Source organism: Mycobacterium sp. SM1, assembly GCF_018361265.1.
Lineage (GTDB): Bacteria > Actinomycetota > Actinomycetes > Mycobacteriales > Mycobacteriaceae > Mycobacterium.
The window spans coordinates 543,046-556,569 of record NZ_JAFLNH010000001.1; the positions used below are offsets into that span (position 1 = coordinate 543,046).

The window sequence follows — 13,524 nt, forward strand, 5'->3', positions numbered from 1 at the left end:
CTTCTGCGACGGGGATCATTCTCCGCGCCTAACGCACATCCATGTGACGGCGAGCGGGTTGAACGCCGGTGATGGCCGGTCCCAAGAACCTGCTCGCCAGTTTAACGAATGCCTGCGGCTCACCGGTGGCTTCGAACAGCCGGGTTGCCGGTGGCGCGTGGTGCGGACGCAGCAGATCGAGTTCGGTCAGTACCCGCACCAGCTCTTTGGCCGTCTCCTCGGCGCTGGAGACCAGCGTGACGCTGTCCCCCATCGCCAACTGGATAATTCCGGACAGCAAGGGATAGTGCGTGCAACCGAGCACTACGGTGTCCACCCCGGCGCGCTGCAGCGGTTCCAGATAGCCTTCTGCCAAACCGAGCACCTGACGCCCGCTGGTGATGCCGCGTTCGACGAAGTCGACAAACCGCGGGCAGGCCACCGCGCTGATCTCGGTGTCGCGGGCGGCGGCAAACGCGTCCTGGTAGGCGCGTGAGGCGATGGTCGCCTGGGTGCCGATCACTCCGATGCGGCCGTTGCGGGTGGCTGCCGCCGCGCGCCGCACCGCCGGCAGGATCACCTCGATGACGGGCACGTCGTAGCGTTCGCGGGCGTCCCGCAGGCACGCCGCGGAGGCCGAGTTGCAGGCGATCACCAATGCCTTGACGCCGCGTGCGACGAGGTCGTCACCGAGCGCCAACGCGTGCGCGCGGATCTCGGGGATGCGCAGCGGCCCGTAAGGGCCGTTGGCGGTGTCACCCACATAGATGATGTCCTCGTCGGGCAATTGGTCGATGATGGCGCGGGCCACCGTCAGCCCTCCGACGCCCGAGTCGAAGATGCCGACGGGAGCGAGCGGCGATTTCACCGGCGCACCGCTTCGGCTCTGCGCCGGGCGCGAGCGGTGCGTTCCGGCCCGGATAGCAGGTAGGCCGCCAGCACGCCGGCGAGCGCGCCGCACAGATGCGCCTGCCAGGACACCCCTCCACACATGTGAAGCACCGGTATGGCGGCCCACAGGATGCTGCCGTACAAGAACAGCGCCAAAACACCGAGAACGATCTGCCAGACGGTGCGGGTGAAAAAACCGAAGGCCACCAGAAAGGCCAGCCAGCCGAAGATCAGGCCGGAGGAGCCGATGTGGTCGGTCTCCCCGCAGGTCGATCCCACATTGCCGATCAGCCAGGTGCCGACGCCGCCGAGGATCCATATGATCGCGGTCGCCCAGACGAAGCGGGCCAGACCCGACAAGGTCACCAAAAAACCGAGAAGCAGCGCCGGAGCGGTATTGGCAATCAGGTGAGCCCAGCTCGCGTGCAGCAGCGGGGCGAGGATGATCCCCCACAGGCCATCGGCTTCCAGCGGCCGGATACCGTCGTAGTCCAGCCGATGACCCGTCAGCTGGTCGACCAATTCGATCACATAGAGCAGCGCCACAAAAGTGACGATCGTCGCGGCACCGAGCATCCACCGGGGCGACTTCTTGTCGGGTGGTTGGCGCGCCGAAGACCGTCCGGCCGTCTGGGCGGCCATTTAGCGCCACTCCTTGATCCCGCCCGCGCCGGCGTCATCGTTGCCAGCGCGGATCATGCCCATAGCTGCCCTTCCAGGGCGCGCTCGGCCTCGGCCACGCTCCCGGAGTAGGCGCCGGTGGACAGGTACTTCCATCCGGCATCGGCGACGACGAACGCGATGTCGGCGCGCTGACCGCCCTTGACGGCCTTCGCGGCGGCCGCAAGCGCGGCGTGCAGCGCCGCGCCCGTGGAGATGCCCGCGAAGATGCCTTCGGCGTCGATCAACTCACGGGTGCGGCGGACCGCGTCGGCGGCGCCCACCGAGTAGCGCGCGGTGAGCACCTCGGAGTCATAGAGCTCGGGAACGAAGCCCTCGTCGATGTTGCGCAGCGCATACACGCCTTCGCCGTAGCGGGGTTCGGCGGCCACGATCTGCACACCGGGAACCCGCTCTCGCAGGAACCGGCCGGTGCCCATCAGCGTGCCCGTCGTGCCCAGCCCGGCGACGAAATGGGTGATCTCGGGCAAGTCGGCCAGCAGCTCGGGGCCCGTACCGTAGTAATGCGCGTCGGTGTTGGCCGTATTGCCGTACTGGTAGAGCATCACCCACGAGGGGTTGGCGACGGCCAGCTCTTTCGCGGTGGCCACTGCGGTATTGGAGCCGCCCTCGGCGGGGGAATAGACGACCCGTGCTCCGTAAAGCTCAAGCATCTGGCGCCGCTCCACGGACGTGTTCTCCGGCATCACGCAGATCAGCCGGTAGCCCTTCAGCTTGGCCGCCATCGCCAGCGATATGCCGGTATTGCCACTGGTGGGCTCCAGGATGGTGGCCCCGGGCTGCAGCAGCCCGTCGGCTTCGGCCTGCTCGATCATCCGCAGCGCCGGCCGGTCCTTGATCGAGCCGGTGGGGTTGCGGTCCTCGAGTTTGGCCCACAGCCGCACGTGCGGTCCGTCGGGCCCGTCGTCCCAGCGCGGTGATAGGCGCGGCAGTCCGACCAGGGGCGTGTTGCCCAGGGCCTGCAGCAGTGAGGCGTACCGGGTCATCTGCTCCCACCCGCCACCGCGGGCAGGATGGTGACCGAGTCGCCGTCGGCGATTGCGGTGTCCAGGCCGCCGGAGAATCGCACGTCTTCGTCGTTGACGTAAATGTTGATGAAGCGGTGCAGCCTGCCTGGATTAGCCGAGTCGATGAGGCGCTCGGAGATGCCCGAGTAGCGGGCCTCCAGGTCGCTGATGACGGCGGCGAGCGTGTCGCCATTGGCTTCGACGCGCTTCTTGCCGCCGGTGTGGGCGCGCAGAATGGTCGGGATGGACACGGTGACGCTCATAGCTCGGATTCTTCCTCGGTTTGATCCTGGGCCTGATACTGCTCGACGATCTTGACCGGCTCTTCGGTGACGGTGCTATTGACGATGCGAAAGCTGCGCACCTCGGGCCGGTCCGGATCGCGGGTGGACACCACGACATAGTGCGCATCGGGTTCGGCGGCCAGGCTCACGTCGGTGCGGCTCGGGTAGGCCTCCGTCGCGGTGTGGGAGTGATAGATGACAACCGGCACCTCGCCCGAGTCTTCCATAGCGCGCCACACCTTGAGTTGCTCAGCCGAATCGAACCGGTAGAAGGTCGGCGACCGCTCGGCGTTCGCCATGGCAATGTGGCGCTCGGGACGGTCGGAGCCTTCCGGGCCGGCGAGCACCCCGCACGCTTCGTCTGGGTGATCGGAGCGGGCGTGAGCAATCATCGCGTCCACCAGGTCAGCTCGAATCACCAGCACGTCAACGGTGTCCTCTCGGTTGCTCGAACGCTCCCGGCAACACGCCGCGATACGTGGGTATTCCGGCCACGGAGTCGGCGGCGAGCACACCGGCCAGCACAGCACGGGCCACGCAGTCGGCCGCCGCCACGCCGACCGCGCTCACCAACGCCGTCTCAGGAGAAAACGCCGCCGGCATGTCGAGGGCCGGCGGTGCCGCGGCGACGGCGCCGGTGGCCAGCGCGAACACCATATCGCCGTCGACCGGGGTGTGTGCCGGCCGGATAGCGCGGGCCAGTCCGTCGTGGGCGGCGCTGGCAACCTGCCGGCATGCGGCCGGACTGAGCGGGCCGTCGGTGGCCACCACCGCTATCGTCGTGTTCAGCAAGCTTGACGGGGCTTTCAGCCGCGCCAGCGCGGCGATCTGCTCGGCCGGCGGCGGTATCAGACCGAACTCGTCGACCAGGTACGCCAGCCACGGCAGGCCGGTAGCCCGGTCGATAACATTGCCCGCGCAGTTCACCGCGGCCAGCGCGCCGACGGTGACGCCACACGCCAGCGTCGTCGAGGCGGTGCCGACGCCGCCCTTAAGCGCGCCGGCGCGGGCTCCCACCCCGGCGCCGACCGTCCCGACGGCGGCGTCCACACCCGCCGCTTCGCAGGCCGCGTACCCAAACTCGGCGGTGGGTCGCTGCTTCCAGGCGCCGACATCCAAATCGAAAATCACCGCGGCCGGCACGATGGGCACTACCCCGCCGGCCAGCGCGACACCGCGGTCATGTTCCTCCAGCCAGCCCATGACGCCGTCCGCAGCCGCCAGCCCGTAGGCACTGCCGCCGGCGATCAGCACGGCATCGACGTATCGCACCGTGTTGGCTGGGTCAAGCAGGTCGGTCTCCCTGCTGCCGGGCGCGCCGCCCCGGGAAGCGACGGCACCCACCGTGCCGGGCGGAGCCAGCACGACGCTGACACCCGTCGCCCAACCGCTGCCCAGGGTCACATCGGGATCTAATCGCTGGTAGTGGCCGACGAGGACGCCCCCCACGTCGGTGATGGAATTCATCAGGCGGGCTTACCCATCAACGCCAACACCAGGTATTCCTGCAACACGGTCAGCCACTGATACACCTCAAGATGCACGGCCAGCGGATGGCCGGCGGGCAATCGCTCCGGGCCGTCGGGGCCGATCTCAAGCATGGTCCCCAGCGCCAGCCGGAGGTCGTTGACCGCGGCGATCCAGGCGTTCGCACCTTCCTCGGTTAGCTCGAACCGCCCGCCCGCGGCCGGTACGGTGTCCAATAGCTGTTGTGCGGCAACACGTTTGGCGTCGATAATTTCCGGCTCATGCAGGCTGCGCAGCGCGGCGTTCAGGCTGTCGGTGCTCTCGGAGCCGTCCGGCTTGTGGAAATCGGGTAACAGCCGGCGTAGTGTCGCGTCGCCGGGTGGTTCGGCGTTACCGGTGCGCATGCCGGTGATCTGCTCGAGTTCGTCTGGTGGCGTGGAGGCTGCTCGCTCATCGAGCATGGCGATCAGCGAGCCGACCATGTTCTTGAGCAACGCCGCCTCGTGCGGGTCGAGGGCGGATCGAAAACGGGGACCCTCGGCCGTTTCAACCCGCTTCCATTTGCGCACGGCGATCCCGCAAGTCCGGTGAGCGTTACCGGTCCTGCTGCATCGTTGCCCACAACCCGGCAGCGTGCAGCCTGGACACGTCGACTTCCATAGCCTCCCGACTGCCCGATGACACCACCGCCTTGCCTTCGTTGTGCACCTGCAGCATCAGCTTGGTGGCGTGTGGCTCGCTGTAGCCGAACAGCTTCTGGAAGACATATGTCACATAGCTCATCAGGTTGACAGGATCGTCCCACACGATGGTGACCCACGGACCGGCAGTGGCGTCGACCGCGTCGACATCCCGTTGCCCGGTGGTTGCGGGCTTGGCAGGCGCTGAGGCAACCATGGCTCCAGGATACCGAGCTGCGCGCGGCACCCGATACCGTTGCGGTGTGCATGGCGCGTCTCCCGTCGGGCTGCTGACCGACAAGTACGAGCTGACCATGCTGTCAGCGGCGCTGCGTGACGGCACCGCGAATCGCCGCACCACCTTTGAGCTATTCGCTCGCCGTCTGCCCGAGGGACGCCGTTATGGCGTGGTCGCCGGCACCGGCCGGTTTCTGGAGGTTCTACCCGAGTTTCGGTTCGATGACGTCGCCTTGGCCATGGTGGGAGAATTCCTCGACCGGGAAACAGTGGCGTATCTGCGTGATTTTCAATTTCGCGGCGACGTCGACGGCTACCGCGAGGGAGAACTGTATTTCCCCGGCTCACCGGTGCTTTCGGTGCACGGCAGTTTCGCCGAATGTGTGGTGCTGGAAACCTTGGCACTGTCGATTTTCAACCACGACAGTGCCATCGCGTCAGCGGCGGCCCGCATGGTCAGCGCCGCCCATGGCCGCCCGCTCATCGAGATGGGCTCCCGGCGCACCCACGAGCAGGCTGCCGTCGCGGCGGCCCGCGCGGCCTACATCGCCGGCTTCGCCGGATCGTCCAACCTGGAGGCCCAGCGCCGATACGGCGTGCCGGCGGAGGGCACTGCTGCCCATGCCTTCACCTTGCTGCACACCCGCGCCGACGGGCCTGACGAGCTAGCCGCGTTTCGCGCTCAGGTCGACGCGCTGGGTGCCGACACCACGCTGCTGGTGGACACCTACGACGTGACAACCGGAGTGGCCAACGCCGTGGCGGCCGCAGGGACAGCGCTCGGCGCGGTGCGAATCGACTCCGGCGAATTAGGGGTGCTGGCCCGCCAGGTACGCGAGCAACTCGACCGGCTGGGTGCGACCCAGACCAAAATTGTGGTGTCCGGCGATCTCGACGAGTTCGCCATCGCCGGACTGCGCGCCGAACCGGTGGATAGCTACGGGGTCGGCACGGCGCTGGTGACCGGATCGGGTGCACCGACCGCGAACATGGTGTACAAGCTGGTGGAAGTGGATGGTTGGCCGGTGCAGAAACGCAGCAGCCGCAAAGAGTCCCTGGGCGGGCGCAAGGAGGCTCTGCGGTTGGCACGTCCGACCGGCACGATCACCGAGGAGATCGTGCATCCGGCGGGCCGCCCGCCCGACACCGATGAGCCATACCGGGTGTTGACCACCCCGCTGGTCCGCGGCGGGCAAGCGGTGGTCGACGTGGACCTGACCGCCGCGCGCAAGCTGGTGGAATCCGGCCTGCGCAGCCTGCCGTGGGAGGGTCTGCACTTATCACACGGTGAGCCGGCGATCCCGACACTGCACATTCCCGCCTGACAACACCACCTCACCCCCAGGAGAAGCGACGCCAGATCCGTCCGTGCCCCGGCTGCTGGCCACCGCGGTGGCCGCGCTAGGTGGCGGCGAGCGCCGCGGCCAACTGGAAATGGCCGAAGCGGTCGCGGATGCCTTTGATAGCGGTGAGCACCTTGTTGTCCAGGCCGGAACCGGTACCGGGAAGTCGCTGGCGTATCTCATCCCGGCGATTGCGCATGCGGTGTCGGCCGGCGCGCCGGTCGTGGTGTCCACCGCGACTATCGCATTGCAGCGCCAGCTCGTTGATCGCGATCTGCCGTGGCTGGTCGACTCCCTCGCCGGCGAGCTTCCCCGCCGGCCCCGGTTCGCGCTCCTCAAGGGCCGGCGAAACTATTTGTGCCTGAACAAGATGCACAACGGCGCAGCGGACGACCCGGACTTCGGGCGCGACCCGTTGGATGCGCTTTTCGAGCCGCTCGCGCCCACCGCGTCGGGCCGCGAGATGCAGCGGCTCACCGCGTGGGTGTCGACCACCGAGTCCGGCGACCGCGACGATCTGACGCCCGGCGTCTCGGATCGGGCCTGGACGCAGGTCAGCGTCTCCGCGCGAGAATGTCTGGGCGCGTCACGCTGCCCGTTCGGCGGTCAGTGCTTCGCCGAGCGGGCGCGGATCCGGGCCGGCACCGCCGACATCGTGGTCACCAACCACGCGTTGCTGGCTATCGATGCCCTGAGCGAGTCGGCCGTGCTGCCCGAGCACCGGCTGCTCGTGGTCGACGAGGCCCATGAGCTGGTTGATCGCGTCACGGCGGTGGCCACCCGGGAGTTGACGTCGACCGCGCTCGCCGTCGCGGCCCGGCGGATCGTCCGGCTGGTCGAACCGGAACTGACCCAGCGGATGCAAGCGGCCTCGGCCGCCTTCACCGCGGTGATCGACGCGGTAACTCCCGGCCGCATTGATCGCCTCGGCGACCAGTTGGCGACACACCTCACCGCGCTGCGCGACGCGGCGAATGCGGCGCGGGCGGCGATCGACACGTCGCCCGCCGACACCGCGGCGGCGGCGGCACGCGCCGAAGCGGTCACCGGCCTGATCGACATCTCCGAAACGGCATCGCGAATCCTGGCGTCATTTGGCCCCGCGATCCCGGATCGCAACGATGTGGTCTGGCTGGAGCGCGAGGATGGCCACGATGTGCCGCGGGCCGCACTACTGGTGGCGCCACTGTCGGTCGCGGGGTTGCTGCGCAGCCAGGTGTTCGCCCGCTCGACGACCGTGTTGACCTCGGCGACGCTGGCGCTCGGAGGATCCTTCGACGCGATGGCCGCGACCTGGGGTCTCAGCTGCTCGCCCCCCGGTAAGCAGGCCGACCGCCCCCGCTGGCGCGGGCTGGACGTGGGCTCGCCGTTTCAGCACGCCAAGGCCGGAATCCTCTACGTCGCCGCCCACCTACCGCCGCCGAGCCGTGACGGCAACGGTGCCGCTGAGCAGCTCACCGAAATCAGCGAACTCATCAGCGCGGCCGGTGGGCGCACGCTGGGGCTGTTCTCATCGATGCGCGCGGCGCACGCCGCCGCCGAGGCCATGCGGGAGCGGCTGACCACCCCGGTGCTGTGCCAGGGCGACGACAGCACCGCCGCGCTGATCGAGCATTTCGCCGCCGAGCCCGCGACCTCCCTGTTCGGCACGCTGTCGTTGTGGCAGGGCGTCGACGTCCCGGGCCCGTCGCTGTCGCTGGTCATCATCGACCGGATCCCCTTCCCGCGGCCCGACGATCCGCTGCTCAGCGCCCGGCAGCGGGCGGTGTCCGCGCGCGGCGGCAACGGGTTCATGGCGGTCGCCGCCACCCACGCCGCGCTGCTGCTCGCGCAGGGAGCGGGCCGCCTGCTGCGCACCGTCGGCGACCGCGGGGTGATCGCGGTGCTCGACTCCCGAATGGTGACCGCCCGTTACGGCGGCTACTTGCGCGCCTCGCTGCCGCCGTTCTGGCAAACCACCGATGCGGTGCAGGTTCGCAAGGCACTCGAACGGCTGCGTGCCTCGCTGGAAGTCAAGCCAGGGTGACCAGGCCAAGTTCGCTGGGCGCGGCCAACAGCGGGTGCTGGGGCAGCACCCGAACCGTGTAGCCGACCGCCCCGGCTACCGGCAGCGCTGTGGTCATCGAGAAGATCTCTTTGCCGGCACCGGCGCCGCCAGCGTGGGTCATCTCGACGATAACCGGGTCCACCAGCGCATCGCTGGCATCAACCCTGCCCAGCACCGCCTGCACCACCACCTCATCGGGGCGCAGCCCGGCCAGCTGCACGGTCGCGGTCAGGGTCAGCTTCGACCCCAGCAGCGGCGTGTCGGGCAGTCCGGTGCTGTCGACGTCGGTGATCTGGATTTTCGGCCATGCCTCCTCGACCCGCCGCCGGTAGGCGGCCAGCTGGCGGGCCGGTTCGAACTCACCACGGGCGGGGTCGCCGCCACCACCGACGGTCCGGCGCAGCGACTGCGCCGCCGGTAGGTAGTACTGCTCGACATACTCGCGCACCATGCGAGAGGCCAGCACCTTGGGACCCAACCCCTGCAGCGTGTGCCGCACCATTTCGATCCACCGCGGTGGCACCCCGTGCTTGTCGCGCTCGTAAAACTTCGGTGCCACCGCCTGCTCCAGCAGCTCATAGAGCGCGCTGGCTTCCAGGTCGTCCCGGCGGTCTTCTGCCATCACGCCGTCGGCAGACGGTATCTCCCAGCCGTTTTCACCGTCGTACCACTCATCCCACCAACCATCGCGAATGGACAGATTCAACCCGCCGTTGAGCGCACTTTTCATCCCCGATGTGCCGCACGCCTCCAGGGGGCGCAGCGGATTGTTCAGCCAGACATCGCAGCCCCAGTACAACAACCGAGCCATCGACATGTCATAGTCGGGCAGAAAAGCGATGCGGTGACGCACCTCCGGGCGATCGGCGAACCGCACCACCTGCTGAATCAACGCCTTGCCGCCCTCGTCGGCCGGGTGCGACTTCCCGGCGACGATGATCTGAATCGGCCGCTCGTCATCGAGCAGCAGCCGTTCCAACCGGTAGGGGTCGCGCAGCATCAACGTCAGCCGCTTGTACGTCGGGACTCGCCGCGCGAACCCGATGGTAAGCACCTCCGGATCGAACGCCGTGGCGATCCAACCCAATTCGGCCTCAGCCGCACCGCGCTCCAGCCACGAGCGGCGCAGCCGTACCCGGACATCGTCGATCAGCAGCGCTCGCAGTTGCGAGCGGATTTTCCACAAATGCGCGGGATCGACCTGCTGCAGTCGCTGCCACGCCGCGGGCTCCCGCAACGCCGAGTCCGAGCCGGCCAGTTCGCGCCCCAGCTGCAACCACTGTGGCGCGGCCCAGGTGGGCCCGTGCACGCCGTTGGTGATCGACCCGATCGGCACCTCCTCGGGGTCGAACCCACGCCACAGGTGATTAAACATGTACCGGCTCACCCGGCCGTGCAGCCGGGAGACCCCGTTGGCCCGTTGCGCCAGCCGCAGACCCAGATGCGCCATGTTGAATGTTCCCGGATCATCCTCGGCCCCCAACGCGAGGACCTGGTCGGTCGGCACCCCGGGCAGCAGCGCAGCTGAACCACTGTCATCGAAGTAGCGACGCACCATGTCCACCGGGAAGCGGTCGATGCCGGCCGGTACCGGGGTGTGGGTGGTGAACACCGTGCTGGAGCGCACCACTGCCAGCGCGGTGTCGAAGTCTAACCCCGATTCGGTGATCAGTTCCCGGATACGTTCGACCCCAAGGAATCCGGCGTGCCCCTCGTTCATGTGAAACACCTCGGGCGCGGGCAAGCCTGCGATGGCGGTGAACGCCCGGATCGCCCGCACCCCCCCGATACCGGCCAGGATCTCCTGTTTGATGCGGTGCTCCTGGTCGCCGCCGTAAAGGCGGTCGGTGACACTGCGCAGGCCGTGCTCATTCTCCGGAACGTCGGAGTCCAGCAAAAGCAACGGAACCCGACCCACCTGTGCTACCCAGACGCGCGCCCGAAGCCGCGCAGCGTCCGGCAAGGCCAGCTCGATCAGCACCGGCTCGCCGCCGTCGCTCAGCAGCCGTAGCGGCAGACCCTGCGGATCCAGCGAAGGGTATGTTTCGCGCTGCCAGCCGTCAGCGGTCAACGACTGCCGGAAATACCCGGAGCGGTAGTACAGCCCGACCCCGATCAGCGGCACCCCCAGGTCAGATGCCGACTTCAAATGGTCTCCGGCAAGGATTCCAAGGCCCCCCGAGTAGTTGGGCAGCACCTCGGCCACCCCGAATTCCATCGAGAAATACGCGATCCCGGTGGGCATGGCCACGCCGTCACGCTGCTGCTGATACCAGAGCGGACGGCTCAAGTAGTCATTCAAGTCGGCCGCCAATTCGTCCAGCCTGCCCACAAAGTCAGCATCGACGGCCAACTCGTCGAGCCGGGCGGGGCTGACCGCGCCCAGCAGTGCTACCGGATCGCGGCCGCATTGTTCCCATAGCGTCGAGTCGATGGCCGCGAAGAGGTCCTGGGTCGGCTTTTCCCAGGACCACCGCAAGTTGGTCGACAGCTGATCCAGCGCGGCCAGCCGCTGCGGCAGGTGAGCGCGGACGGTAAACCGGCGGAGAGCTTTCACGGACCATTACCTTACTGACGGCTGAGCTGACCGCAGCGCATCGAAGCCGCCGCGTGGCACTCAGCGGGTGGCCGGACAGCACTACGGTGGGTATCCGTGGTGGGTATTGGCGTGACGAGTCTTGCCGGGCAATCGGAACCTCCGGCGACGATGCGGGCCACCAGCCGGCCCGAGGAGGAGCCGGGCAATCGGAACCTCCGGCGACGATGCGGGCCACCAGCCGGCCCGAGGAGGAGCCGGGCAATCGGATCGAAACGGAGTAGTGGGTGCCCGACCGCATCGTGATCGATGACGTCCAGCCCGTCGTTTCCTGCGGCCGGTACCCCGCCAAAGCGGTGGTCGGCGAGGTGCTGCCGGTTCGCGCCGCGGTATGGCGGGAAGGTCATGAGGCCGTCGCGGCGACCCTGGTCGTGCGCTACCTCGGGCCGCGCTACCCCCAGATGCCCGACCTGCGCGGGGTCAGGGCCGTGCAGGTCCTTGACACCGAAGCCGCCGAGGCGCGTCCCCGGGTCAAGCCAGTGCTACTCCCGATGACCATGGGTGCGGAGCCTTTCGTATTCCACGGCCAGTTCATCCCGGACAGCGTTGGATTGTGGACCTTCCGGGTCGATGGGTGGGGCGACCCGATCCGCACCTGGCGCCACGCGATGGTGGCCAAACTGGACGCCGGCCAGGGAGAGGCAGAACTGTCCAACGACCTGCTGGTGGGTGCCCGGCTGTTCGAACGCGCCGCCGCCGGGGTACCGCGCGCGCAACGCCAGCCGCTGCTCACCGCCGCGGCGGCGCTGCGTGCGCCGGGTGATCCGGTGACCCGCGCCGCGCCGGCGCTAGCGCCCGAGATCGGCGAACTGCTGGCCCGCTACCCGTTGCGCGAACTGGTTACCCGCGGTGAACAGTACGGGGTTTGGGTGGATCGGCCCTTGGCGCGTTTCGGCGCGTGGTATGAGATGTTTCCGCGCTCGACCGGCGGCTGGGACGCCGACGGCAGACCGGTGCATGGCACCTTTGCCACCGCCGCCGCAGCGCTGCCGCGCATCGCGAACATGGGTTTCGACGTGGTTTATCTCCCGCCGATCCATCCCATCGGCAAGGTTCACCGCAAGGGCCCCAACAACGCCGTGACCGCCGCGCCCGGCGACGTCGGCTCTCCGTGGGCGATCGGCAGCGATGAGGGTGGCCACGATGCTGTCCACCCCCAGCTGGGCACGATCGAGGATTTCGACCGGTTCGTCGCGGTGGCCCGCGACCTGGGTATGGAGGTAGCGCTCGACCTTGCGCTGCAGTGCGCACCGGACCATCCCTGGGCCCGAGACCACCGGCAGTGGTTCACCGAACTGCCCGACGGGACCATCGCCTATGCGGAGAATCCTCCGAAGAAATACCAGGACATCTACCCGCTGAACTTCAGCAACGACCCGGCCGGCTTGTATGACGAAGTGTTGCGCGTGGTGCTCTACTGGGTGGATCACGGGGTGAAGTTTTTCCGGGTTGACAATCCGCACACCAAGCCGCCGGATTTCTGGGCCTGGTTGATCGGTCAAGTCAAAGCGGTCGACCCCGACGTGCTGTTCTTATCCGAGGCCTTCACGCCGCCGGCGCGCCAGTACGGACTCGCGAAACTGGGTTTCACGCAGTCCTACACCTATTTCACCTGGCGCACATCGAAGTGGGAGCTTACCGAATTCGGCCGCGAGATTGCCGCACTCGCCGACTATCGCCGGCCCAACCTGTTCGTCAACACCCCGGACATCTTGCACGCCGTGCTACAACACAACGGGCCCGGCATGTTCGCCATCCGGGCCGTACTGGCGGCAACCATGGGTCCGGCATGGGGGATGTATTCCGGCTACGAACTTTTCGAGCACCAAGCGCTGCATGAGGGTAGTGAGGAATACCTGAACTCTGAGAAATACGAATTGCGTCCCCGCGACTTCGCCGGCGCGCTGGCCCGAGGTCGATCTTTAGAGCCATTCATCGGACGGCTCAATGCAATCCGCCGGCTACATCCAGCGTTGCAGCAGTTGCGCACGATCCATTTCCATCATGTTGACAACGATTCGCTACTCGCCTACAGCAAGTTCGACCCCATTACCGGAGACTGCGTTCTGGTGGTGGTTACGCTCAATGCATTTGCACCCGAGGAAGCGACCCTGTGGCTGGACATGGCCGCGCTGGGCAGGGAGCCCTACGAGCGGTTTTGGGTGCGCGATGAGATCACCGACGAGCAATACCAATGGGGGCAAGCTAACTATGTTCGCATCGACCCGGCTCGCGCGGTCGCGCATATCATCAACATGCCTCTGATCCCGGAAGAATCCCGATTCACCCTGCTGCGCAGGAGGTGAGCCGTG

12 protein-coding genes are annotated in these 13,524 nt (G+C 67.6%); 3 read left to right on the forward strand and 9 right to left on the reverse strand.

The features are described from left to right. Positions 1-28: 28 nt before the first annotated feature. From murI to clpS, 8 genes are read right to left on the reverse strand one after another with little or no spacing between them, the layout of a single operon-like run. Positions 29-847, reverse strand: coding sequence for a glutamate racemase (gene murI, locus MSM1_RS02470; protein ID WP_213440028.1), 819 nt, complete (start codon positions 845-847; stop codon positions 29-31). Next, positions 844-1,512, reverse strand: a complete 669-nt coding sequence (locus MSM1_RS02475; RefSeq protein ID WP_213440029.1) for a rhomboid family intramembrane serine protease — start codon at positions 1,510-1,512, stop codon at positions 844-846. The genes murI and MSM1_RS02475 overlap by 4 nt, the downstream gene beginning before the upstream one ends. A 53-nt stretch (positions 1,513-1,565) precedes the next feature. After that, entirely contained in the window at positions 1,566-2,537 is a 972-nt protein-coding gene (locus tag MSM1_RS02480) for a cysteine synthase (protein ID WP_213440030.1), read from the reverse strand. Further along, entirely contained in the window at positions 2,534-2,821 is a 288-nt protein-coding gene (locus MSM1_RS02485) for a MoaD/ThiS family protein (RefSeq protein ID WP_213440031.1), read from the reverse strand. Before MSM1_RS02485 ends, MSM1_RS02480 begins: the two co-directional genes overlap by 4 nt. After that, complete coding sequence (locus MSM1_RS02490; protein WP_307857331.1) at positions 2,818-3,318, reverse strand: M67 family metallopeptidase; 501 nt, start codon at positions 3,316-3,318, stop codon at positions 2,818-2,820. The genes MSM1_RS02485 and MSM1_RS02490 overlap by 4 nt, the downstream gene beginning before the upstream one ends. Beyond that, entirely contained in the window at positions 3,269-4,309 is a 1,041-nt protein-coding gene (locus tag MSM1_RS02495; RefSeq protein ID WP_213440033.1) for a P1 family peptidase, read from the reverse strand. The genes MSM1_RS02490 and MSM1_RS02495 overlap by 50 nt, the downstream gene beginning before the upstream one ends. Further along, the gene (locus tag MSM1_RS02500) at positions 4,309-4,878 is read right to left on the reverse strand and encodes a DUF2017 domain-containing protein (protein ID WP_213440034.1); all 570 of its coding nucleotides are present in this window, start codon (positions 4,876-4,878) and stop codon (positions 4,309-4,311) included. The genes MSM1_RS02495 and MSM1_RS02500 overlap by 1 nt, the downstream gene beginning before the upstream one ends. Positions 4,879-4,903: 25 nt before the next feature. Next, on the reverse strand, positions 4,904-5,206 hold the full coding sequence (gene clpS / locus MSM1_RS02505; protein WP_213440035.1) for an ATP-dependent Clp protease adapter ClpS: 303 nt from the start codon (positions 5,204-5,206) through the stop codon (positions 4,904-4,906). Between the two features lie 97 nt (positions 5,207-5,303). Here clpS and MSM1_RS02510 point away from each other — a divergent pair, with 97 nt between their 5' ends. Continuing rightward, the gene (locus tag MSM1_RS02510) at positions 5,304-6,551 is read left to right on the forward strand and encodes a nicotinate phosphoribosyltransferase (protein ID WP_236055110.1); all 1,248 of its coding nucleotides are present in this window, start codon (positions 5,304-5,306) and stop codon (positions 6,549-6,551) included. Positions 6,552-6,594: 43 nt separating this feature from the next. After that, entirely contained in the window at positions 6,595-8,595 is a 2,001-nt protein-coding gene (locus MSM1_RS02515) for an ATP-dependent DNA helicase (protein WP_307857261.1), read from the forward strand. Here MSM1_RS02515 and MSM1_RS02520 read toward each other — a convergent pair. Further along, positions 8,582-11,173 carry a glycosyltransferase family 1 protein gene (locus MSM1_RS02520; RefSeq protein WP_213440037.1) on the reverse strand — a complete coding sequence of 864 codons (2,592 nt, stop codon included), beginning with the start codon at positions 11,171-11,173 and terminating at the stop codon, positions 8,582-8,584. The genes MSM1_RS02515 and MSM1_RS02520 overlap by 14 nt on opposite strands. 266 nt (positions 11,174-11,439) lie before the next feature. Between MSM1_RS02520 and MSM1_RS02525 the strand changes: the two genes are divergently transcribed. Further along, positions 11,440-13,518: an alpha-1,4-glucan--maltose-1-phosphate maltosyltransferase gene (locus MSM1_RS02525; protein ID WP_213440038.1), complete on the forward strand. Its 2,079-nt coding sequence runs from the start codon at positions 11,440-11,442 to the stop codon at positions 13,516-13,518. Positions 13,519-13,524: the final 6 nt, after the last annotated feature.